This window comes from Saccharothrix sp. AJ9571, assembly GCF_021725495.1.
In the GTDB taxonomy this organism is placed as follows: domain Bacteria; phylum Actinomycetota; class Actinomycetes; order Mycobacteriales; family Pseudonocardiaceae; genus Amycolatopsis; species Amycolatopsis magusensis.
In genome coordinates, this window is record NZ_CP091382.1 from 9,611,735 (window position 1) to 9,634,451 (window position 22,717).

The 22,717-nt window shown below is 70.3% G+C and carries 21 protein-coding genes; 14 read left to right on the forward strand and 7 right to left on the reverse strand.

All coding sequences use genetic code 11. The features are described 5' to 3' along the window. The first annotated feature begins 145 nt into the window (after positions 1–145). Genes L3Q67_RS43660 through rnhA form a run of 9 tightly spaced genes read left to right on the forward strand, consistent with a single transcriptional unit; the run spans position 146 to position 10,489 of the window. Positions 146–1,330, forward strand: a complete 1,185-nt coding sequence (locus L3Q67_RS43660; RefSeq protein WP_499187251.1) for a DegT/DnrJ/EryC1/StrS family aminotransferase — start codon at positions 146–148, stop codon at positions 1,328–1,330. Continuing rightward, positions 1,327–2,472 (forward strand): DegT/DnrJ/EryC1/StrS family aminotransferase, encoded by a 1,146-nt coding sequence (locus L3Q67_RS43665; protein ID WP_499187252.1) that lies wholly within the window; start codon positions 1,327–1,329, stop codon positions 2,470–2,472. Before L3Q67_RS43660 ends, L3Q67_RS43665 begins: the two co-directional genes overlap by 4 nt. Further along, a complete protein-coding gene (locus L3Q67_RS43670; protein ID WP_499187253.1) occupies positions 2,469–3,443 on the forward strand; it encodes a UbiA family prenyltransferase in 975 nt (324 codons plus the stop codon). Before L3Q67_RS43665 ends, L3Q67_RS43670 begins: the two co-directional genes overlap by 4 nt. After that, a complete protein-coding gene (locus L3Q67_RS43675) occupies positions 3,440–4,774 on the forward strand; it encodes a flavin monoamine oxidase family protein (RefSeq protein WP_499187254.1) in 1,335 nt (444 codons plus the stop codon). The genes L3Q67_RS43670 and L3Q67_RS43675 overlap by 4 nt, the downstream gene beginning before the upstream one ends. Positions 4,775–4,785: 11 nt before the next feature. Further along, positions 4,786–6,345 carry a class I adenylate-forming enzyme family protein gene (locus L3Q67_RS43680; RefSeq protein WP_499191790.1) on the forward strand — a complete coding sequence of 520 codons (1,560 nt, stop codon included), beginning with the start codon at positions 4,786–4,788 and terminating at the stop codon, positions 6,343–6,345. After that, positions 6,336–7,115 carry a class I SAM-dependent methyltransferase gene (locus tag L3Q67_RS43685; protein ID WP_499187255.1) on the forward strand — a complete coding sequence of 260 codons (780 nt, stop codon included), beginning with the start codon at positions 6,336–6,338 and terminating at the stop codon, positions 7,113–7,115. Before L3Q67_RS43680 ends, L3Q67_RS43685 begins: the two co-directional genes overlap by 10 nt. Next, complete coding sequence (locus L3Q67_RS43690) at positions 7,115–8,581, forward strand: CoA-transferase family III protein (protein WP_499187256.1); 1,467 nt, start codon at positions 7,115–7,117, stop codon at positions 8,579–8,581. The genes L3Q67_RS43685 and L3Q67_RS43690 overlap by 1 nt, the downstream gene beginning before the upstream one ends. Beyond that, positions 8,578–10,017 carry a class I adenylate-forming enzyme family protein gene (locus tag L3Q67_RS43695; protein ID WP_499187257.1) on the forward strand — a complete coding sequence of 480 codons (1,440 nt, stop codon included), beginning with the start codon at positions 8,578–8,580 and terminating at the stop codon, positions 10,015–10,017. Before L3Q67_RS43690 ends, L3Q67_RS43695 begins: the two co-directional genes overlap by 4 nt. Before the next feature lie 19 nt (positions 10,018–10,036). Then, a complete protein-coding gene (rnhA, locus tag L3Q67_RS43700) occupies positions 10,037–10,489 on the forward strand; it encodes a ribonuclease HI (RefSeq protein ID WP_209665226.1) in 453 nt (150 codons plus the stop codon). Here rnhA and L3Q67_RS43705 read toward each other — a convergent pair whose 3' ends face one another. Further along, positions 10,490–11,773 carry an alpha/beta hydrolase family protein gene (locus tag L3Q67_RS43705; protein WP_499187258.1) on the reverse strand — a complete coding sequence of 428 codons (1,284 nt, stop codon included), beginning with the start codon at positions 11,771–11,773 and terminating at the stop codon, positions 10,490–10,492. It abuts the gene before it with no gap. Positions 11,774–11,892: 119 nt separating this feature from the next. Between L3Q67_RS43705 and L3Q67_RS43710 the strand changes: the two genes are divergently transcribed. Beyond that, positions 11,893–12,825, forward strand: a complete 933-nt coding sequence (locus L3Q67_RS43710) for a CE1 family esterase (protein WP_499187259.1) — start codon at positions 11,893–11,895, stop codon at positions 12,823–12,825. A 466-nt stretch (positions 12,826–13,291) separates the two neighbouring features. Beyond that, on the forward strand, positions 13,292–13,981 hold the full coding sequence (locus tag L3Q67_RS43715) for an SGNH/GDSL hydrolase family protein (protein ID WP_499187260.1): 690 nt from the start codon (positions 13,292–13,294) through the stop codon (positions 13,979–13,981). Positions 13,982–14,002: 21 nt separating this feature from the next. On the opposite strand, the gene L3Q67_RS43720 is transcribed toward L3Q67_RS43715, so the two are convergent. Next, positions 14,003–15,145, reverse strand: coding sequence for a hypothetical protein (locus L3Q67_RS43720; protein ID WP_499187261.1), 1,143 nt, complete (start codon positions 15,143–15,145; stop codon positions 14,003–14,005). A 457-nt stretch (positions 15,146–15,602) separates the two neighbouring features. Here L3Q67_RS43720 and L3Q67_RS43725 point away from each other — a divergent pair, with 457 nt between their 5' ends. Further along, on the forward strand, positions 15,603–16,757 hold the full coding sequence (locus tag L3Q67_RS43725) for a response regulator transcription factor (protein ID WP_499187262.1): 1,155 nt from the start codon (positions 15,603–15,605) through the stop codon (positions 16,755–16,757). Here the strand turns inward: L3Q67_RS43725 and L3Q67_RS43730 are convergent. After that, the gene (locus L3Q67_RS43730) at positions 16,714–17,001 is read right to left on the reverse strand and encodes a DUF1707 SHOCT-like domain-containing protein (RefSeq protein ID WP_499187263.1); all 288 of its coding nucleotides are present in this window, start codon (positions 16,999–17,001) and stop codon (positions 16,714–16,716) included. The two genes, L3Q67_RS43725 and L3Q67_RS43730, sit on opposite strands and share 44 nt — an antisense overlap. Positions 17,002–17,015: 14 nt before the next feature. Continuing rightward, the gene (locus L3Q67_RS43735; protein ID WP_499187264.1) at positions 17,016–17,360 is read right to left on the reverse strand and encodes a GntR family transcriptional regulator; all 345 of its coding nucleotides are present in this window, start codon (positions 17,358–17,360) and stop codon (positions 17,016–17,018) included. A gap of 64 nt (positions 17,361–17,424) precedes the next feature. Between L3Q67_RS43735 and L3Q67_RS43740 the strand changes: the two genes are divergently transcribed. Further along, on the forward strand, positions 17,425–17,613 hold the full coding sequence (locus L3Q67_RS43740; RefSeq protein WP_499187265.1) for a hypothetical protein: 189 nt from the start codon (positions 17,425–17,427) through the stop codon (positions 17,611–17,613). A gap of 65 nt (positions 17,614–17,678) precedes the next feature. Here the strand turns inward: L3Q67_RS43740 and L3Q67_RS43745 are convergent, their stop codons facing one another. The 3 genes from L3Q67_RS43745 to xylA all read right to left on the reverse strand — a co-directional run bounded on the left by L3Q67_RS43745 (position 17,679) and on the right by xylA (position 21,435). Continuing rightward, positions 17,679–18,950, reverse strand: coding sequence for a hypothetical protein (locus tag L3Q67_RS43745; protein WP_499187266.1), 1,272 nt, complete (start codon positions 18,948–18,950; stop codon positions 17,679–17,681). A gap of 225 nt (positions 18,951–19,175) precedes the next feature. Next, the gene (locus tag L3Q67_RS43750; RefSeq protein WP_499187267.1) at positions 19,176–20,111 is read right to left on the reverse strand and encodes an aminoglycoside phosphotransferase/kinase family protein; all 936 of its coding nucleotides are present in this window, start codon (positions 20,109–20,111) and stop codon (positions 19,176–19,178) included. A 154-nt stretch (positions 20,112–20,265) separates the two neighbouring features. Beyond that, positions 20,266–21,435: an apurinic/apyrimidinic endonuclease family protein gene (gene xylA, locus L3Q67_RS43755; RefSeq protein WP_499187268.1), complete on the reverse strand. Its 1,170-nt coding sequence runs from the start codon at positions 21,433–21,435 to the stop codon at positions 20,266–20,268. Positions 21,436–21,530: 95 nt separating this feature from the next. On the opposite strand from xylA, the gene L3Q67_RS43760 reads away from it, so the two are divergent. Further along, positions 21,531–22,670 carry an ROK family transcriptional regulator gene (locus L3Q67_RS43760; protein ID WP_499187269.1) on the forward strand — a complete coding sequence of 380 codons (1,140 nt, stop codon included), beginning with the start codon at positions 21,531–21,533 and terminating at the stop codon, positions 22,668–22,670. The last annotated feature ends 47 nt before the right edge of the window (positions 22,671–22,717 follow it).

The window sequence follows — 22,717 nt, forward strand, 5'->3', positions numbered from 1 at the left end:
CGATCAGGGGAGCTGATGACGGTAATATCCGCCGGGGCGGGGCCCGCAGTCGAGAAGTGCCGGGAAACCGACCGCAAAGAGTGAAAACCGGGCCGGTCCCCATTCATCTCTTTTCGCCACCCGCCCGCTCCGCTACTTTCGGTGCGTGACTGTGCAGCGGAGAGTGACCGCCGATGCGGGCGAGGAAAACCAGCGTGACGTGCGGTTCTTCGCGCAAAACACCACGTTCGAGCGACTCTGGCCCGATCTCCGCACCCGGGTCGGTGAAGTTTTCGTCAACGGGAAGTTCTCCCACGGCAAGCAGGTGGCTCAATTGGAGCAACGGCTCCGCGAATACACCGGGGCCCAATACGTGGTGGGCGTGAACAGCGGTACCGACGCGCTGGTTCTTTTGCTGCGGGCGGCCGGGCTGAAAGCGGGCGACGGGGTGATCGTGCCCGCTTTCTCCTTCGTCGCCACCGCCTCCGCCGTGGTGCTCGCCGGTGGCGTCCCGCAGTTCGCCGACATCGATCCCGGCGACTACGCCCTGGCCCCCGGGGCGATCGAAGCCGCCGTCACCCCGGACAGCCGCTTCGTGCTGCCCGCGCACCTGTTCACCGGCATGGCCGACATGACCGCGATCGGCGAGGTCGCCGCCCGGCACGGGCTGGTGGTGCTGGAAGACAGCGCCGAAGGCATCGGGATGCGCCGGCGCGGGATCCACGCCGGACTGCACGGCCGGGGCGGGGTGCTGTCCTTCTTCCCGAGCAAGACCCTCGGCGCGCTCGGCGACGCGGGCGCGGTGCTCACCGACGACCCGGACATCGCCGGGCGCGTGGCCGCGCTGCGCCACCACGGCCGCGGCGGGCGCACCCTCGACCACTTCCCCGGCATCGCCACCGAGTCCGGGCTGATCGGCACCAACAGCAAGATGGACGACATCCAGGCCGCCGTCCTGCTGGCCAAGCTGGCCTGCCTGGACGACGACATCGCGCGGCGGCGGGCGCTGGCCCTGGAATACGAAACCGGGCTCGCCGGTATCCCGGGCATCCGGCGGCGGCCGGTGCTCGGTCCCGGCGACATCTGTTACGTCTACCTCGTCGAAGCCGACCGCCGCGACGAACTGGCCAAGTACCTGGCCGCCGCGGGCATCGGCACCGAGGTCTACTACCCCATCCCGCTGCACCGGCAGCCGTGCTTCGCCTCTTTCGGCCCCCACCCCGAGTTACCGCACGCCGAGCAGGCCTGCACCCGCGCGCTGGCGCTCCCGCTCTACCCGGACCTCGAAGCGCGGGACGTGCACACCGTCTGCGCGCGGATCCGCCGGTTCTACGCCGAGGCGGGCGCATGAGCATCCCGTTCTTCCCGCCGGACCTGTTCGAGCGGGACCGCGAGGTGCTGCTGGACCTGCTCCACCGGATCGGCACGGCCGCCGACCAGCGGTTCATCCTCGGCGAGTACACCGCCCGCTTCGAACACCTCCTGCGCACCGAGTTGTCCGCCGAGGACGTGATCACCTGCGCGACCGGCACCTCGGCGCTCACGCTCACCCTGCGCGCGATGGACGTCGGCCCCGGCGACGAGGTGGTGGTGCCCGCGTTCGGCTGCGCGCCGCTCGCCTCCACCGTCGCCGAGCTGGGCGCCACGCCGGTGTTCACCGACATCCGGCCGCACACCATGGTCATCGACCCGGACCTGGCGGAAGCGGCGATCACCCCGCGCACCAAGGTGCTCATGCCCGCCCACCTGTTCTCGATCATGGCCGACATGCCGCGGTTCGCCGGCCTCGGCCGTCGGCACGGCCTCCGCGTGCTGGAGGATTCGGCGGTCGCGCAGGGCGCCACACTCGGCGGCAAGCAGGCGGGCACCTGGGGCGACGCCGGGGTGTTCTCCTTCGTGCAGGTCAAGTCCTTCGGCATGCCGGGTGAAGGTGGCGCCGTGGTCACCGACGACGCCGGGCTCGCGCGGACCGTGCGGATGCTGCGCAACCACGGGCAGGACGGGCAGACCCGGTTCCTGCACCACCGCATCGGCTACAACAGCCGGTTCGACGAGATCCAGGCCGCCTTCCAGCTGCACCGGTTCGACGGGCTGGCCGCGCGCCTGGAACGCCGGGCCCAGATCGCCGACTACTACACCGCACGCTTCGAATCCCTGGTGGACGCGGGCATCCAGCCACCACCCGCCGGGCGCGACGGCCGCTGCTTCTACGTCTACACCCTGCGGGCCGACCGCCGGGACGAACTGCGGGCACACCTGCGGGCGCGCGGCATCGAGACGCACGTCTACTACCCGCTCCCCCTGCCGCACCAGCCCGCCTTCGCCCGGTTCGCGCCACCGGGGCGGCGCTGGCCGCAGGCGGAGTCGGCCGCCGCGCGCATCCTCTCGCTGCCGGTCCACCCGCAGCTCAGCGACACCGAGGTCGAACTGATCGCCGACGCGGTCCACGCCTTCGTCCCGTCCCGCCCGCTCGTCCGCCAGGAGGCACGATGACCAGGAGCCAGGACCGGTTGCTCGCCCAGTGGCGGGCCGAGCCGATCCGGAGGAGCAAGCTGCGCAGTTACGCGCGGCTCGCCAAGCTCGACGTCTACGACTACTACCTGAGCGGGTTCGTGGTGTTCACCGCGATCCTGGCCACCACCACGCAGTTCAGCGTCAGCGTGTTCCCGATGCTGCTGTGCTTCGTGGCCGGTGAGGTGTGCGTGCTGGCCTCGCTGGTCGCGTTCGACGACTACACCGGCTACACCGACGGCAGCGACATCGCCAACTACGGACCGGACGCGCCGCTGCGGCGCAAGCTGCGCAAGCCGCTGGTCGCGGGCACGCTGACGCCCGCGGAGGCGCTGCGGTTCGCCTGGGGCGCGGCGGCCGGGGCGGCGATCCTGTGGACCGCGGCCGTGCTGGCCGGCCCGTACAGTCCGCTGTGGACGATCGGGCTGATGGTGGTCACCTTCGTCGTGTCGATCCAGTACTCCTACGGCGTCAAGCTGAGCTACCACGGCTTCCAGGAGCTGTTCCTGGCCGCGCTCGGCTGGGTGCTGGTGCTCGCGCCCTACGCGCTGGCCACCGGCGGGCTGGATTCGTTCGTCCTGGTGCAGGCGCTGATCTTCGGCCTCGGGCCGCTGCTGTTCGGCGTCTACTCCAACACCAACGACATCGACGGCGACCGGAGCGTCGGCCGGATCACCGTCGCGTCCACCGTTTCCCCGCGCGCCAACGCCATGTTCGTCGGGGCGCTTTCGCTGGCCGAGTTCGCGATCGGCGCGATCGGCTCGCTGACCGGCGCGGCGCCGTGGTGGTTCGTGCTGGCGATGGCACCGGCGTCGGTGTTCCGCGCGATGCAGTTCCACCGCGGGTTCCGCGCGGGCGACATCATGACCGCCCGCCGCATGGGCTTCCGCGTGCACCGCCTTTCGGTACTGCTCATGGTGCTGGCGAACCTCATCGTGCTGGCGACCGCGTGAGCGCCGCACCGGACGTGGCCGTGGTCGGCGCGGGGATCGCCGGGCTGACCGTGGCGCACGAACTACGGCGGGCCGGGCTGTCGGTGCGCGTCTTCGAGGCCTCCGGCGAGGTCGGCGGGCGGATGAAGAGCGTGCGCCGGGGCGGGTACACCATCGACACGGGCGCCGAGCAGATCTCCGCCGAGGGCTATCGCGCGACCTGGGAACTCCTGCGCCGGGCGGGCATTCCGGCGGCGGACGTGCCGTCGATCCGGCGGGCGGTCGGCGTCTGGCGCGACGGCCGCACGCACCTCGCGCTCTCGCCCGAAAGTTCGGCGCTCTGCCTGCGTGCCCGCTGGGAACTGAGCCGATTCCTGCTGCAGGCCAAGCGGCGGCGGCGGTCCTACGACACGGATCGCCCGGAGGCGACACCGCTCGGGTCCGCCACGGTCGCCGAAGTCGCCCGCGGTCTCCACCGCGACCTGCACGACTACCTCTTCCAGCCGCTGAGCGCGAACTTCTTCGGCTGGCAGGCGGACAGATCCGCGATGGCCCCGCTGGCCTGCCTGATGCTGGCGGTCGGCCCGGCCACCGCGTGGCGCACCTACGCCGACGGGATGGACGCGCTCGCCCGGAGCCTGGCCGCCCGGCTCGACGTCGAGACCGGGCACCCGGTCGAACGGGTCACGACCGACGGCACGCGGGCCAGGGTGACCACGGCGGCCGGGACCTTCCACGCGCGGGCGGCGGTGTTGTGCGTGCCCGCGCCGATCGCCGCGAAATTGCACGCCGATCCCGATCCGGCGGCGGCGCCGTTCCTCGGCGCGTGCTCGTTCACCCCGATGCTCAAGCTCAGCTGCCTGCTGGACCGGCCGCTCGGGCTGAAGGCGAGCCGCCCGACGTACGCGCTGCTCACCCCCGCCGCCGAGGAGTCCGTGTTGTCCGGGGTGATCGTCGACCACGAGAAGCACGCCTCGCGGGCGCCCAGCGGCCGTGGCCTGGTGAGCCTGTGCGCGGCGCCCTCGGTGGCCGCCGAGCTGATCGACGCACCGGAGGACGACATCGTGCCGCGCCTGCTCGGTGCCGGTGAACGGTTCCTGCCGGGACTCGGCGAAGCCACCGGGGACACGCTGGTGCACCGGTTCCGGTACGGCCTGCCCGAGGCGACGCCCGCCGCGCTGGCGCTGCGCGCCGGGTTCGAAGCACGCCCGATCGGCCCGGTGGACTACGCGGGCGACTGGATTTCCCTGCGGCCGAGCAGCGAAGGCGCGATCCGTGCCGGAGCGCTGGCCGCGTCGAGGGTGCTGAGGCACTTGGGCCACAGCCGCGCCGGAATGAAGGAGGCGGCGTGAGGCCGTACGACATGGGTGTGCTCTTCGACGAGTGCGCCGACCGGGGTTCCGGCACGCGGGTGCGGCTCGACCGGCCGTTCGACATCGCGCCGGACGACGGCACCGACTACGGCGTCGGCGACCTCGCCGCGCTGGTCACGGCGGCGTCGGGCTGGCTGGCGGCGATCGGCACCCAGCCAGGTGACCGGGTGGCGATCCTGAAACCCAACCACTGGGACTACGACCTGCTCGCCTGCGCGGCGATCCGGCTCGGCGCGGTGCCCGCGCAGCTCTCCGCGCACCTGCCCGCCGAGTCGCTGGCCGCCCTGCTGCACCGGCTGAACCCGGCGGTGCTGGTGACCACCACCGAATTCGCGACGCTCGGCAAGGCCTTCGCCGGCCGGGTGGTCACCCTGGACGGTCCGGAACGCGGCGTGGTCCACCTGGACCTGCTTCGCGGCCATCGCGCGCCCCCACCTCGCCGTCCACGCGAACACGAGCCGCTGGTGATCAACCACACCTCCGGCACCACCGGCGTGCCCAAGCTCGTGGTGCACTCGACCTCGACGATCATCCGCAAGCTCGCCGGGCTGGAGTCGTTCCGGCTGCCCGCCATCGGCGTCCGCCGCGACGACTCGCTCGCCAACGCCAGTTCCTACGCGCACGGCCGGACGTTCTGCTGGACGGCCAGCGTCTTCTGCCTGGCGCCCCAGCGGATCGTCATCCTCTCCGGCCAGGAGCCCGACGAGGCGGACGTGCTGCTGCGCCGGTACCCGCCGACGTTCGTCGAAGCGCTGCCCGCCACCTTCGTCCGGTGGCGGCCGCTACTGTCGCGATTGGACAATCCGTTCCGCGACGTCCGCTTCTTCCTGAGCACCTACGACGCCATGCACCCGCCGGTCATCCGCGACTACCTGCACGCGTCCCAGCGACGCCGTCCACTGTGGATGCAGGGCTGGGGGCAGACCGAGACCGGCCCGATCACCTTCCGCTTCTTCACCAGGAAGTCACTGGCCGCCGAGCGGGAACGGCATCCGTCCACGAGGGACCTCGGCCGGGCGATCCCGGTCCGCACCCGGCTCAAGGTGGTCGATCCCGACACCTTCGACCCGGTACCCCGCGGCGAGGCCGGGCTGGTGCTCGCGCGCACCCCCGCGCGCTGCCTCGGCTACATCGGGGAAAACCAGCGCTGGCAGGAGAAACACACCCGCGGCTGGTGGAACACCGGCGACATCGCGGTCCGCCGGCGTGACGGCCGGGTGCTCCTGCTCGACCGCGAGGTCGACGCCACCCCCGGCCTCAGCTGCCTCGAACTGGAGGACGTGCTGGAGGATCGGCTGCCCGCGGCGCTGGAGTGCGTGGTGCTGCCCGTGCCCGGCAAGGAGCCGCTGCCGGTGGTGGTCACCGAAAGCGGCCGGATCGATCAGGAGGACTGGGCGAACGCGGTGCACGACCTGCCCGCGCTGCAGCCGCCGCGGGTGCTCACCTGGGACGAGATCCCCCGCACCGGCACCGGCAAGGTCCGGCGGCTGGCGTTGCTGACCACGCTCACCGGCTGCGCCGACACCCCGGGGACGGGCCGATGGACGTGAAAGCACCCGCGTACGTCTTCGGCGATCGCGCCGACGCGCTGCGCGAGCAGGCTCGTTGCCTCTCCGCTGCCTACGATCCGCTGACCATCGAAGGACTGACCGCCCTCGACGTCGGGCCCGGCTGGCAGTGCCTGGAGATCGGCGCCGGGGGCGGGTCCATCGCGCGCTGGCTGGCCGCTCGCACCGCGCCGACCGGGCGCGTGCTGGCCACCGACCTGCGCCTGGGCGAGCAGCCGGGCGCTCCGGGGTTGTCCTGGCTGCGGCACGATGTGGTGACCGATCCCCTGCCGGCGGCGGCCTTCGACCTGGTGCACGCGCGGCTGGTCCTGCGGCACCTGCCCCAGCGGCGGGCCGTGCTCCGGAAACTGGCCGCCTCGCTCAAACCCGGCGGCTGGCTGCAGATCGACGAGTTCGACACCTCGTACGGCCACTGCCTGCGTGGTGACGCCGAGGCGCTGTACCAGAAGTTCCTCGGCGCGGTGGCCACGGTGATGAACCGGGCAGGCGCCGACCGGACCTGGGGACGGCAGGCCGTCGCGGCGTTGACCGAAGCCGGGTTCACCGAGGTCACCGCCCGTCCGTCGCTGGAGGTGTGGAACGCGGAGTCGCCGGGGCTCCAGTTGCTGGTGCACCACACGCACCACCTCCGCGACGAACTGCTCGCGGCCGGGATGACCGCACAGCAGCTCGCCGACGTGCGTGCGGTGATGACCGATCCGGAGTTCCTCGCCGTGTCGTGCCCGATGTTCGTGATCCAAGGACGGCGGTGATGGCGGGGTCCACGCCGATGGCGCTCGAACCCGACTGCGAGATCGACTGGGCCGGCCCGGTGGCGCTGCCGCTCGCCGACGAACCCATGGTGCAGGCGGCGTGCGGGCTCATGCACGTCCACGGCCGCCGCTCCGGTCACCCCGAGCCGATCACCGTCGACTACGCCAGCACGGTCGCGAAGGTCTTCGCACGTCAGGGCGCTTTGGCCGCCTCGATCGCCACCGGGCGCGGGCTCCCGTTGCGGTCGGTACGGACATCGGTGGCGCAGGCGGCGCTGCATTCGGTGGCGCAGTACCTCGCCGTCGCCACCACGGACGACGACTGGCGCGAGATCCGCGGCACGGGCGGACCGCCGTTCCTCACCGCCGACGGCGTGCGCGTGGAGATCGAGACGCTGAACGCCGAGGACTGGTGCCGGTTCTGGAGCAGGCTCGGCGCTTCCCGCGAGGCCATCCGGACGGGCTGGCCGCCGTTCCAGCAGCGCTTCGGCAGCGCGGTCTGCCCGCTGCCGGACGAACTCGCCTCCTGCGTGGCCGCGCGGCTGTTCCATTCGGTGGCCGTGGCCGGGGCGGCGACCGGGGTGAGCGTGGTGCAGGTTCGCGAGTGCGCCGGTGACCTGACAGGGCCGCCTTTCCGCGTCAGGCCACTGGGCGCTCCCGGGCCGGCCCTCCCGCCCGCGGCCACTCGGCCGCTGGACGGGCTGGTCGTCGTCGAGTCCACCCGGCGCGTGCAGGGACCGCTGGCCGGGCACGTGCTGCGCCTGCTCGGCGCCGAGGTGATCCGGGTCGAGCCGCCGGGCGGTGATCCGGCGCGGTGGGTGCCGCCGATCGCGGGTGACTGCTCGGCCCGTTTCCTCGCGCTGAACCGGGGGAAGTCCGCGATCGACCTCGATCTGGCGACCTCCGCCGGGCGCGCCGATCTGCTCGAACTGCTGACTCGGGCGCACGTGTTCCTGCACAACTGGGCCCCTGGCAAGGCCACGCGGTGGAACCTCGACGCGGACCGGCTGCTGACCGTCCACCCAGGACTGGTCTACGCGTCCGCCGGTGGCTGGGGTGACGCGTTCGGCGACCGGGCGCCGCTGGGCACCGACTACCTCGTGCAGGCGCACAGCGGCCTCGCGGCGGCACTCCGGCCATCGGGTGCGCCTTCGCTGATGACGTTGACCGACGTGCTCGGCGGACTCGTCTGCGCCGAAGGGATCCTGGCCGCGCTGCTCGACCGCGTCCGGACGGGACAGGGCGCTCGTGTCGATTCATCGCTTTATTCCGCCACTTCACTCGTGCCACAAGCTCGTCCACAGTGGACCAGTTCGGTGTCGGTCCGCGACGGCCGCTTGCACGGCACCGGTGAGCCGATCGAGGTGTGCACCGACCTCGCCGAACTGGCCGCCGACCCGCGCTTCGGCGACGCGCTCGGCCACGACGGGTTCGCCTATCCGCTGCCTCCCTGGGAGTTCGCTTGACCGAGTGGGTGTCGAACACCGGCCTCCGCCTGCGTGACCTCGTCCCGGCCGAGTGCCGTGCCGACTGGGTCCGCCGTGGCCTCTGCCCGGACCGGGATCTGTTCTCGCTGTTCGCCGACCACGCGGCGGCGCGACCGGATCGCCCGGCGGTGATCGATTCCCGTGGCGTGCTCGACTACGCCGAGCTGCTGAGACTGGTCGAGCGAGCCGCGGCGGGCTTGCACAGGGCGGGTTTCGGGCGTCGGGACGTGGTCGGCATCCACCTGCCGAACGGCCGGGACGCGGTCGCGGTGGAACTGGCCGTCTACGCCCTGGGCGCGGTCGCCCTGCCCATTCCGCGGAGTTCGGGTGTCCGGGATCTGCGCGCGCTATTGGGGAGAGCACAGGCTCGTGGGCTCATCACGGCGGTCCCGTACGCCTCCGGCTCCTGGCCCCGGCCTTATCTGGATCCCGAGCACCCGGCACGGTTCCTGGTGTCGTCCGGTTCGGAGGCCGAGCCGAAGATGGTGGCCTACTCGCACAACGCGTTCGCGGGCGGGCGGGCGAACTACGTGCGCGCACTGGGCTCGGGGCCGATGCGGAACCTGGTACTGGTACCCCTGGCGTCCTCGTTCGGGTCGTGCGGCGTGCCGGTCGGCATCGCCGCGCTCGGGTCGACGCTGATCGTCCAGGATTCCTTCGACGCCGCGGGCGCGGTCCGCGCGATGACCGCCCACCGGCCCACGCACGTGTTCGCCGTGCCGACGATGCTCAGCCGGATGACTGCCGTGCCAACAGGTTCGTTCGAAGACCTGTCCGAATTAGACGCTCTGGTGGCCAGCGGTGCCGCGCTGCCCGGAAGCGTGCGGCGGGCGTGTGAAACGCGGTTCGGCCGCCGGGTGGTCGCCGTCTACGGCTCCTCCGACGGGGTCAACTGCCGTGACGGCGTACCGGATCCGGCGGTCGCCGGTATTCGGGTCGTCGGCGGGGAAATCCAGGCACGCGGCCCGATGAGCCCGCTCTGCTACGTCGGCGCGCCCGAGCTCGACGCGCGGTACCGAACCGCGGACGGCTGGGTGCGCACCGGTGACCTGGGCCGGATCGACGCCCGCGGCAGGCTGCACGTGCTCGGCAGGCAGCGGCAGGTCGTCATCCGCGGCGGGTACAACATCAGCCCCGCCGAGGTGGAGAGCGAACTCGGTGCGCACCCGGCGGTCGCCGAGGTCGCGTGCGTCGGCGTCCCGGACAGCGACCTGGGCGAGCGGCTGTGCGCGTGCGTGGTCCCCCGCGAAGGCGGCCTCACCCTGTCCGCGCTCACCGGCTTCCTCGAAGCCCGGGGCCTCGAACGCCGCAAACTACCGGAATCCCTGGTCCTGCTGCCGGAACTCCCCCACGGCCCCACCGGCAAGATCTGCCGCACCTCGCTGCGAACCCTGGTGAGTGCTCACGGTCATTAGGGGGCGGTAGGGTACCGGCGTGGCAGAGCAGATCGTGGAGATCTACACCGATGGCGCGTGCAGCGGCAATCCCGGCCCCGGTGGCTGGGGCGCGGTGCTGCGGTACGGCTCCCACGAGAAGGAGCTCTACGGCGGCCAGGCGGAGTCCACCACGAACAACCGCATGGAACTGACCGCGCCGATCCAGGCGCTGGAAAGCCTCAAGCGCCCGGTCGAAGTCCGGCTGTACACCGACAGCACCTACGTCCGCAACGGCATCACGTCGTGGCTGCCGCGCTGGAAGAGCAACGGCTGGCAGACCACGGGCAAGACCCCGGTGAAGAACGCCGACCTGTGGCAGCGGCTCGAACAGGCCGCCGCCCGGCACCAGGTGGAGTGGCACTGGGTCAAGGGGCACGCCGGGCACCCGGAGAACGAGCGCGCCGACCGGCTCGCGGTCAAGGGCCTGGAAGAGGCCGTCGCCGCGGGCTGATCACAGCTCGCAGTTCGTGGCCAGGTCCACGCCCGGCGTGCGCGGGACCGTTCGCGACGGTGGCGGCCGGTGCCCGTCGAGCCAGTCCCCCATCGCTTCGAACGCGCTGAGGAAGCACGGGCCGATCGGGCGCAGGCGGTCCGGATACGCGTCGTACAAGGCGTCGGCGTGGGTTCCGTCGGCGATCCGGTAGTACCGGTGAGGTGCGCCGCTCCTTCGGACTTGGTCCGCGTACACATCGGAATCGCGGCTGATCGGCAGGAGCGCGTCCAGGGTGCCGTGCAGGGTGATCAGCGGCTTGCCTATGTGGCCGGTGAGCGACACGCGTTCGACCGCGCGGTGCACGCGGTGCGGCCGGCTCGCGTAGTCGTACTCGGCGTCGGAGCCGACGTATCCGGGGTCGAATTCGGTGCGGTAGATGCGCTGGGTCAGGCCCCAGTAGACCTGGTCGTGGTAGGGCCAGAGGAATTCGGAGCCGGGGGCGAAACCGGCGTCGAGAATGGCTTGGTGGGCGGCTTCGGAACCGGCGGAATAGGCCGGGTAGTGGCGGACGGCGGCCGGGAGGAAGGTGAACAGGTTCGGCCCGTCTTCGGTCCAGAGCGTGCCTTCCCAGTCGACACCGCCGTCGTAGAGCCAGGCGCGGTTCTCCAGCTGCCAGCGGACGAGGTAGCCACCGTTGGAGATCCCGGCCATGAGTGTCCTCTGTGGAAACTCGCCGTAGCGCTGCGCCACCGCGAGTTTCGCCGCCACGGTCAGCTGGGTGATCCGGTGGTTCCACTCGGCCACGGCGTCACCCGGGCGCTCGCCGTCGGTGAAGAACTCGAGCCCGGTGTTGCCCTTGTCCGTGGCGGCGTAGGCGTAACCGGCCGCGAGCACGTGGTCGGCGATGGCCCGGTCGTTGGCGTACTGCGCGCGGTTGCCCGGCGAACCGGCGACCACCAGCCCGCCGTTCCACCGCTGGGGCAGCCGGAGCACGAACTGCGAGTCGTGCTGCCAGCCGTGGTTCTTGTTGGTGGTGGAGGAATCCGGGAAGTAGCCGTCGATCTGCGTGCCGGGGACCGCACCCGGGCGCGGCAGCCCGGCCGAGGTGAGACCGGCCCAGTCGGCGGGCACGGTGTGTCCTGTCGCGACGGTGCCGGTGGTGGTGAGGTCGGCCAGGCAGGCGCTGACCTGCTCGGCCGCGCCCGGCACGTGCGGCGCCACGCAGTCACCCGCCGCGGCGGCGGTGCCGGGCAGCAGTACGGTGGCCAGTAGGGCGCCGGCCAGCGCGAGTTTCGGCAGCATCCGGTGAAGGTAGGCCGCGTGTCCGCTGGTCGCCATGTCCGGTGACCACACAGTGCGGTGGGCGATTGTGTGCGCTCGGCCGTCCTTGCGGGCGGTGGTCGTTTCGTATCGTGGGGAAGATGCGAACGCTGACGATCGCCTTGGCCCTGCTGGCAACGCTGCTGACGGGGGTCACCCCGGCTTCGGCGGCGAACATCGTGGAGGTGACCGGGTTCGGGAGCAACCCGGGTGCGTTGAAGATGTTCCGCTACGTCCCCGACGGACTCCCGGCCGGGCGGCCGATCGTGGTCGCCATGCACGGGTGCACCCAGGACGCCGCCGGGTACGGCACCGGCACCGGGTGGCGCACACTGGCCGACAGCGGGCGGTTCAGCGTGGTGCTGCCGCAGCAGCAGCCGGCGAACAACCTGAACAAGTGCTTCAACTGGTTCCAGTCCGGGGACACGAAGCGGGGTTCGGGTGAGGCCGAGTCCATCGCGCAGATGGTCCGGCGCACACAGGCGGACACCGGTGGCACCAGCGCCTACGCCACGGGGTTGTCGGCCGGTGGCGGGATGACTTCGGTGATGCTGGCAGCTTATCCGGACCTGTTCGCGGGTGGCGCCGTGGTCGCCGGGCTGCCGTACGGTTGTGCCGCCACGATGGTGGACGCCTTCTCGTGCATGAACCCCGGCAAGGACCGCACGGCGGCGGCCTGGGGCGGCAGCGTGCGGGCGGCGAGCCCGCACCAGGGCCCGTGGCCGGTGGTCAGCCTGTGGCAGGGCACGGCGGACTACACCGTGGCCGCGGCGAACCAGCGGGAACTGGTGGAACAGTGGACGAACGTACACGGCGTCGCCGCCACCCCGAGCGAAACCGGCACGGTCGCCGGATACCCGCACGCCACCTACCGGGACGGCGGCGGACGGGCCGTGGTGGAAACGTACTCGCTCACCGGCATGGGGCACGGACAGCCGGTCGACCCGCCCACCTGCGGTACCGCGGGCGCCTACATCCTCGACGTGAACCTCTGCGCCGCCGCGAAAATCGCCACCTTCTGGGGCGTCCTCTAACCGCCCCACCTCCAGCAGTCCCACCCCGCACCCGAGCCCCACACTCCCGCCGCCGAGTCCCACGTTCAGGCACCCGAGTTCCACACCCACGCACCCGAGTTCCACGTTCAGGAAGCCGAGTTCCACATTCGGGCAGCCGAAACCCACACTCAGGTAGTCGAGTCCCACACTCGCGCCGAGTGCCGCCTCCAGGAAGACCCGAACCGAACGTAGACGCCATGTCGGACTCGGCCGCCTGAAAGTAGAACTCGGGTGCCCGAACGTGGAGTTCGGATGCGTGAACGTGGAGTTCGGGTGCCTGAACGTGGGGTTCGGCCCTGAACGTGGAGTTCGGGCGCGGGAATGTGGAGTTCGGGTGCGGGAATGTGGGGTTCGGGTGTTTGGGTGTGGGGGTTGGGTTGGACAGGGGGAAGGGGGCGAAGGTAGAGTTTTTGGGAGCGCTCCCGGAATCGGCCTAGGAGGTCCGATGCACCGCACGACGCTCGCCTTGCTCGCGCTGTTCGCCGCGATCCTGTTCCCGGTCCCCGCGTCCGCTGACGCACCGGCCCGCATCATGGCGCTCGGCGACTCGATCACCGGCTCACCCGGGTGCTGGCGCGCCCTGCTCTGGCAGCACCTGCAGCAGACCGGCCACACCGACATCGACTTCGTCGGCACGCTGCCCGCCCAGGGTTGCGGTTTCCCTTACGACGGCGAGAACGAGGGCCACGGCGGCTTCCTCGCCACCGGCATCGCCAACCAGAATCAGCTGCCCGGCTGGCTCGCCCCCACCGACCCGGACATCGTGCTGATGCACCTCGGCACCAACGACGTCTGGAACAACCAGAGCACCGCCACCATCCTCGGCGCGTACAGCACGCTGCTCGGCCAGATGCGCGCGAACAACCCGTCGACGGAACTGATCGTCGCGCAGATCATCCCGATGGCGGCCCCCAACTGCGGCCCGTGCGCCCAGCGCGTGGTCGACCTCAACGCCGCCATCCCCGCGTGGGCGCAGGCCCACAGCACCCCGCAGTCGCCGATCACCGTCGTGGACCAGTGGACCGGCTTCAACCCAGCCACCGACACCTACGACGGCGTGCACCCGAACGACTCCAGCGGTATCCAGAAGATCGAAAGCCGCTGGTACCCGGCGCTGGCCGGCGCACTCGGCTGACCGGCCAGCACCAGCACACCATCAGCAGACGTTCTGCGGGCTGTTCACCAGCGTGTTGTTCACGAAGTTCGTGTTGTTGCCACACGGGTTCTCGGTGATCGCGGAGTTCGTCACGGTCAGGTTCCGCACCGTGACGTCCGAGGTCACCGGGAATTCCGTGCGCGAGGCGAGCCGGATGTCACCGGGGCCGGCGACCTTCCCGCTCTGCGCGGCCAGGTTCACGTTGTAGCAGTTCTCCAGCAGGATCGCGTTGCCACCGGTCTGCGCGATGTCCAGCCGGTCGATCACCATGCCGCCGCTTTCCGACACGCAGAACACCCCGCGCCCGCCACCACGCGCGATCACCTCGCCGACGCGGATGTTGACCGGGTACGAGTTGCCGATGCGCCCGTTGCGGTTGGCCGTGCGGAAGGCCGCGTACCCGGTGCCGGTGCCCGCGCCACTGCCGTCGACCTTGGTCACCGTCGCGTTGATGGTCTCGTTCAGCAGCAGGCCCGAACCGCCGGTGTTGCGGGCGACCACGGTGCCGACGGTCAGCCCGTCGACCCCGTACGTCTCCACCCCGTGCGTGCTCGAACCCTGGACGTAGGCGTAGTCGATGCGCACGTTCCTCGTCCACCGCGAGGTGTCGCCGCGGTTGTCGATGCGCACGCCGAGCCCACTGGACAACCGCATGTCCAACTGGCCGAGCGTGACGTTCTCGGCGTTGCGGATGAAGATGCCGTACAGCGGTGACCCGGTCAGGTTCAGGTGCTGCACCTCGATGTCCCGCACGTTCCTGGCGTAGACCGGCGCCTGGTCGCCGGAACCCGAGCCGGTCACGTTGATCGTGCCGCACACGTCCAGCACGGTGTAGCTGGGCAGGGAGAACCGGCTGCCCGCGCTCATCGAACCGGAGCCGCGGACCACGATCCGCTCCTTCCACGTGCGTCCGGCGCTGAGACTGCCCGCGGCCGACTGCAACGCCGAAAGCAGGCTGGTCCCGGTGTAGACGGTGTTGCCACCGTTGCGAACCGTCCACGTACCGCCGTTGTTCACCGCCTCCGCGTTGAACGAGCCGGTGCCGCAGTCAGCCTGTGGATCGGCGGACGCCGCGGGCACACCGGGCACCAGCGCGGCGACCAGCGCGGAGATGGTAAGCGCTTTCCCGAATAACGAGCGCATCGTCGCTCCTCGTCTGTCCGTGATACTTGGGAGCGCTCCCAAGCGATATCGGATGCTAGCCGAGATAATCCAGGTGCACCCACCATCGATGGGCCGGCTCCGCGAAAGTCGCCGCCGTGCGCCACGCGCAACGCCGGGAAGTAGGCACTCAGCACCTACTCGCAGCCCACCCTCGCGGTGTGCGACGAGAGGAAACATCACCCGCTTGGACTATGGGCGGTTGTTCGACTACCGGGACATCGACCACGGTCACCGGTTCGACCGGTGCACGAGCACATCAGGCAGCCCGCGGCAGCACCACCGGCCGGTCCACCGGATCGGGGCGGGGGTTCGCAAAGGAATGGCTCGTCGCACCTCAGCCGAGACGAACGGGCGGGAGCCGGCGGCCCCGCATTAGCAATCGGCTCACTCGTTGTGATAAATCCACCAAAAGGGTACAGTATCCGCCAAAGGCGCCTTGGGGGGAGCGATGATTCGCGATGATCAGCCAGAAACCGCCATACTGTGCGTCGCCGACGAACTTCACCGCGTCGGCTTGAAATCACTACTCACCGGACAAGAAGCACTGCACGTCGTCGGTGATTTCAGCGACGGCGAGGCAGCGTTGTCGGCACTGGACCGGCTCAACCCCGATATCACCATCGTCGATTCCTCGGAAACCACCGCCGAATTCCTGCGAAAACTCGTTTTCGACCGCCCGGCCACGCCTTCGGTGATCATGCTGATCAAGGACGGGAACCAGTGCGCCCGGCTTTCCGAACTGCTGCACTCCGGCGCCAGGGTGATCACCCCGCTCCCGGGAAACCTGGACGAGATGCATCAGCTAACCGTCGCGATCAAGGCCGCGAGCAGCGGGAACCACTGGCTGGCCCCGCAGTTGCACCAGCTGCTGCGAGAGCACCAGCTCCGGTCGGCGACCGCGGTCCGCCGAAGACCGGCCCAGCTGGCGATCATGGACGACCACCCGCCGATCCGTTTTGCCATCCGCACCCTGCTCGATTCTGGCCGGGAGGTGGAAATAGCGCACGAATGCGCCTCACCGGAAACGCTGCTGACCACCGCCCGAAATTCGGAAATCGACATCGTCATCGCCGACCTGCATCTCATCGAGCCGCGCAAATGGATGGCATTCTGCCAGGAACTCCGTCGGCATGCCCCCGAAGTCCGACTGCTCGTCTACAGTTCACAGCGCGCACCGGAATACGTCGCCACCGCTTTGAACGCAGGTGCCGACAGTTATGTGCACAAAGGCGCGTCCTGCGGGGAACTGGTCGACGCCGTGCACCGAACCTGTTCGGGCGAACGGGTCTGGCTTATCGACCCGAGCGCCAGGGTCGGCGAGAATTCCACTGGCCTGCTGGAACGCATCCGGCTGACCAGGCGGGAGCGGGAAGTGATCGTCCTGCTCCTGCACCGGCACAGCAACGACGAAATCGCCAGGGAGCTCTGTCTCGCCAGGCAGACGGTCAAGAACCACGTCAGCAGCATCCTCCGCAAGGTCGGCGCCAACAACCGGCGGGAACTGTTCGAGCAGCTGCACTCGCCCCGCCGCGGACGGGACGACCGGCCTAGCCCCGGGCCAGGAGGATGGCGGCGAGCTGCCCGCGGCTGAGCCCCTGCCGGGCGGCTTCGGCCAGCAGTTCGTCCGCGACCGCCCACACCCGTTGCACCCCCGCCGGGGCGGGCAGGTCGGCCAGCACCTGTTCCAACTGCCCCTGTTCGCGCGCGGCACACACCTCCTCGATCCGCAGGCTCAGCTCGTCGACGGTCAGCCGTCCCTCGCCACACGCTTGGCCGAGCCGGGCGATCACCTCGTCCCGTTCGGCGTCGGAAGCCCGGATTCCTTTCGCGTCCACCACGTGCTCCTCTCTCACGACCTGCTGGCGAGCAGCGCGGCCAACTCGCCACGGGTGATGCCGAGCCGGGCGGCTTCGGCAAGCAGTTCATCGGCGAGCGAGTGCAACCGCGCCAGGTCGGGCTCACCGCTCACCGTCGCGCCACGCCCCCGCCTGAGCTCCACCAGGTCCTCCGCGGACAACTTCCGGTACGCCCGCAGGACGGTGTTGATGTTCACGCCGAACTGCGCGGCCAGCTCGCGCGCGGTCGGCAACCGGGCCCCCGGCGCCAGCTCTCCGCGCGCGACGGCCCGGCGCACCGCACCCGCGATGCGTTCGTGCAGGGCACCGGTGGAGTCAGGGTCGAGTCGCAAAGGCACGGATCCAGAATAGCAACAGTTGTGCTAATCTAAGTAGCACAACTTTCGACGCCAGGGAGGAACCGTGGAGGTCCTGGGGGTCATCGCCTTCGTCATCGCCCTCGTCCTGACCCCGGTCTACTTGCTCATCTTCGTCAAAGGGGTCCGCTCGCTCAGCGACATCCGAGACATGTTCAAGCGGCCGCCGGGCGACTACGGCGACTCGCCGATCAAGGGCGGGAAAAAGACCGACCGCAAGCACATCGACGAATAAACCCGGTCACAGATCGCGAATCGGCCACCGCGGACGCGCGGTGGCCGATCGTCGCGTACTCGGGCCTACAAGCAGCAACCACACCCGCAGCCGCAGGAGATGCAGCAACCCGGACCGCAGGGCTTCGGCGGGATGCAGAGGCCCAGCCCGCACCCGACCGCGCAGCACGCGCCGCAGCTGCACGAGCAGTCGCAGCCCATCGGCACCACGCTGGAGAAGGCAGCAGGGTATTCGACGAACTTCAGGATCTCCGGGGTCGCCGAGATCACCATCCGGTTCTTCACCGGCCGGTAGGTCTCCGGAATCACCTTGAGGAACTCGTCCGCCAGCCTGGTGAAGCCCTGTTCCAGCTCACCGTAGAGGTGCACGAACTCCTCGCGGCCGTCCTTGGCGTGCAGGCCGCGGAACTCCCCGATCGAAGCCCGGTAGACGTCGAAGTGGCCGGCCAGCGGCTGACTGGCCCCGTCGGCCATGGTCGCCACGTCGGCGACCGGCGCGGCGAGGTCGTGCCGAATGCCCACGGCGGTGGTGGCGCCCTGGATCACCCCGTCCGGCGAGTCCAGATCGCCGTAGCCGGCGAACAGCCCGATCTGGTATCGGGGAGCGTCGAGCGAAGCGCTGAAGGTGACCATCGAGCGATGCTCGGTCTTGCCGTCGACCTGGCGTTCCTTGACGAGCTTCGCGGAGTCGATCCGCGCGGTACCGAGTTGCGGCAGGGCCGCGTCGAGCAGGTTGCGCTCGTCGAGCCGGTCCAGCTTGCCCTGTGCGTGTTCGGCCTTGCGGGTGAAGTGCGCGGTCTTGCGCAGAGCGCCGGTGTTCGCCCACGCCCGCACCGAAGCCGCCCCGGAACCGTTGGCCTGCCCCTCGGCGAAATTGACCACATAGGACGGACTGGGCTGCTCGAACGCACTGGCCAGCCTCGGCATCCCGGCGAGCGGCACCGCGATCGCCCCGAGCGCCGCGCCCTTGAGCACATTCCGCCTTCCGGTGCCGACCACTTCACCGTCGACGTGTTCATGGGGTACCGCGAGGCGTTTCGAGGTGACCTTCGCATGGCTGTACTCGGCGATCAGCGCGGTGAGCTGCCGCGTGCCGAGGTGGCTGCGCAACCGGCCCAGCGAACGCACCCCCTTGCGGCAGGTGCCGTTCTCGAACAGGTAGAAGTCGTGCTCCCACCCGTGCGGGTAACGCGATCTCAACAGCTCGATGGCGGCGGGGTCACTCAAGGCCAGTATCTCCACCGGGATCCGGGCGTGGTGGTGGATCTTGCGGGCCAGGTCACTACACAGTGGACACTTGGCGTCGTAGATCAGCGTGGTTTTTCCCGAATTGCTCATGAAACGCCTCCAGGCTGGCAGATCGAGTCGATCCCTGGAAGCCTTCCGCAGGGCGGACGCGGCAGACAGGACTCAGCGGTCCTGACTTGCCGGGGCGGACCGGTACCCTGAGTACCGCACTAACCCACCGGTCAAAAATTTCCTCAGCATACTGTCAGCTTGTGATCGTGCCTGCCGTTGGCCCGCAGGGATCTCGGCCGCTCGCACGGCCGTCGAGCAGTCCGGTCAGCCGAGCCCACCGGCCGGTTCGGTGGTCCGCCAGTGCTCCAGCACCGGCTTCAGCCCCTCGACCAGCAGCGGAAGTTCCGGCACCAGCGCCAGACAGCCGACGATCTGCAGGTTGCGCACGGATTCCATGAACCGCAGCACCCGCGGGTCCACCGGCCGCAGCCCGAGCCGGGCGGCCTCGGCGTCGTAGGCGGCGACGCCCTCGTCGCCGATCGAGACGAGGTCCCATTCCACCGGTCCGCGGGTGACGTGCTCGAAGTCGGAGAAGTACACCCGATCAGCTGTTTCGATCAGGTTGTAGTAGGGCGCGTCCCCGTGCACGGGCTGAATCGTGGCGTCCGGGAACTCCGACAGGAATGCGTCTTCGGAGGCGATGAGCGGTTCGACGAGTGCCCATTCCCGGCGGGCGCGGTCCAGGTCCTCGGGCGCCAGCAGGTCGGGACGGTCCGCCAGTTGCGCCAGCGCGTCGTCCATGAAGCCTTCCATCGGCTCCAGGAAACGCAATCCACCGGGATACTCGCGCAACAGCGAATGCAGGCGGGCGGTGAGGGCGAGCCGCGCGCCCATTTCCAGCGCGGGCTCGGTCACGCCCTCGATCAGTTCCCAGAAGGTGATCCCGAACCCGTCACGGCGCACCGGTTCGGCGGGGACCAGCGGGCTCGGCACCACGGTGGGTTCACCGCGCTCGGCGAGCCACCGGGTGACGGCGAGTTCGTTGCGCTGGAAGCGTTCCTGCTGCGCCGGGGTGACCGAACGCGGGAGCACCGTGGGCACGCGGGCGATCACCGGCGCCGGGTCCAGGGCGACCACCACGGAGAACACGTCGTAGATGGTCCTGGGCGCGGTCACCGTGAGCCCGAGTTCCCGCGCCGCCTCGGTGGCGGCGCGGGACGCGCGATCGGTACGGGCAGCGAGATCCTCCGGCGAAAGCATCCCGCCACTCTAGTTTTGCCGCGCCTTCGGCACGGCGGCGAGGTCGCTTTGAGCCGGTGGCTGAAGCGAGCACCGGCCCGGCTTTGGAGGGCCGAACCGGTGTTCGCTTCAGTCACCGGCGCGACCTCGCGGGGGTGAGCAGCCGGGGAAAGCCTCAGCGAGCGCCGGTGAGGTGGTCGAGGGCCAGCTGGGCGAGGCGGACGAAGCCGTAACCGCGCTCGGCGGCCTTGTCCGCGTCGAAGTCCTCGAAGGCGGACCGGTCGGCGAGCAGGTCGGCGGCGGTCTCGCCGTCGTTCAGCGTCGGCACGGCCAGTTCCGGCACCAGCGCCGCGGCCAGCGCCTCCTGCACCTCGGGATCGGCGCGGAAGGCGCGGGAGCGTTCGGCGAAGATCAGGTAGCTGCGCATGTTCGCGGCCGCGCTCTCCCACACGCCGTCCATGTTCTCGGTGCGCAGCGGCTTGTAGTCGAAGTGGCGGGGGCCGTCGTAGCCACCGTGCTCCAGCAGGTCGACCAGGAAGAACGAGGACAGCACGTCACCGTGGCCGAAGATGAGGTCCTGGTCGTACCGCGGCCCGCGCTGGCCGTTGAGGTCGATGTGGAACAGCTTGCCCTGCCACAGCGCCTGCCCGATGCCGTGCACCACGTTCAGCCCGGCCATCTGCTCGTGGCCGACCTCCGGGTTGACGCCGACGATCTCGTGGTTCTGCAGGGTGGAGATGAACGCCAGCGCGTGACCGACGGTGGGCAGCAGGATGTCGCCACGCGGTTCGTTCGGCTTCGGTTCGAGCGCGAGGCGCAGGCCGAGGCCCTGGTCGAGCACGTACTGGGCGAGGAAGTCGATGCCCTCGCGGTAGCGGTCCATCGCCGCGTTGATGTCCTTCGCGGCGTCGGTCTCGGAGCCCTCGCGGCCGCCCCAGAGCACGAAGGTGGACGCGCCCAGGTCGGCGGCCAGTTCCATGTTGCGCATGACCTTGCGCAGCGCGAACCGGCGGACCGCACGGTCGTTGCTGGTCAGGCTGCCGTCCTTGAACACGGGGTGGCTGAACAGGTCCGTGGTGACCATCGGCACCACCAGGCCGGTTTCGGCCAGTGCCCCCTTGAACCGCTTGATCCGCCGGTCGCGCTCGTCGTCGGCGGAGCCGAACGGGAACAGGTTGTCGTCGTGGAAGGTGACGCCCCAGGCGCCGAGATCGGACAGGCGGTGCACGGCCTCGACCGCGTCCAGCGGACCGCGGCTCGCCGGGCCGAACATGTCGTTCGCCTGCCAGCCCACGGTCCACAGCCCGAAGCTGAACTTGTCCTCGCGCGTCGGTGCCTGCGTCATCACGCCTCCATCAAAAAGTTTGATGCCTGAACTTATCTGCGTCCCGGTGGCCGGTCAAGGCTTTCGTTCAGGCATCGAACGAATACAATCGGCCGATGATCGAGCCAGCCGGACAACACACGGTGCGCCGGCACAACTCCGCCCTCGTGCTGCGTGCGATCGCCGACGGACCCGGGGGTTCGCGCGCCGGGCTGGCCGCGGCGACCGGGCTGACCAAGGCGACCGTGTCCACCGTGGTGGACCGGCTGATCGCCGCCGACCTGGTCGCCGAGGGCGAGCCGGAACGCCGCGACGGCCCTGGCAGGCGCGGCACGGTGGTGTCGCTGTCCCCCACCGGGCCGCACGGGCTGGGCGTCGAGGTGGGCGTGGACTACCTGGCGTACTGCCTGGTCGACCTGACCGGCGAGGTGCGCGCGGAACAGGTCCGGTTCGCCGACAACCGCACGCCGGAGGTGTTCGAGCGGGCCAAGGAGTTCCTGCGTGCGGCGATGAAGGAGGCCGAGGCGCTGGGCGTGCCGGTGGGCGGCGTGGGGATCGCCGTGCCCGGCCTGGTCGAGTCGTCGACCGGGGTGGTGCGGCTGGCGCCGAACCTCGGGTGGCGCGATGTCGACCTGGCCGCGGAGCTCGGCGGCACGTTCTCGGTCGGCAACGAGGCGAACTTCGCCGCGCTCGCCGAACTCTGGCACGGTTCGGGCCTGCCCGACTTCGTGCACGTCTCCGGGGAGATCGGCATCGGCGCGGGCCTGGTGCTCGGGCGGTCGTTGTTCGAAGGCGTGCGCGGGTTGGGTGGCGAGATCGGCCACCTGCCGGTGAACCCGCAGGGTCCGCGGTGTTCCTGCGGTGCGCACGGGTGCCTGGAGCGGATGGCCGGGCAGGAGGAGATCCTGCGCCTGTCCGGCGCCGATTCGGTCGACGACCTGGTGGGCCTGCTGGAGGACGGCGCTCCCGTCGCGGTCTCGGCGGTCCGCGAGGCCGCACGCTGGCTCGGCATCGGACTGTCCACTGTGGTCAACCTGGTGGACGTGCCCGCGGTGGTGCTCGGCGGCACCTACGCGCGGCTGGAGCCGTGGCTGCGGGAACCGCTGCTGGCCGAACTGGAGCAGCGCGTGGCCAGCTCGGCGTGGTCCCCGATCCACCTGGTGCGTTCGCCACTGGGCACCGGCGCCGCCGTCCGGGGCGCGGCCGCCTCGATCATCCGCGACATCCTCGCCGCCCCCGACGTACCGCGAATGTGACTCCATCCGGCCGGTGGCGAATGCTATGAGTGGGGCATTACTAGCAT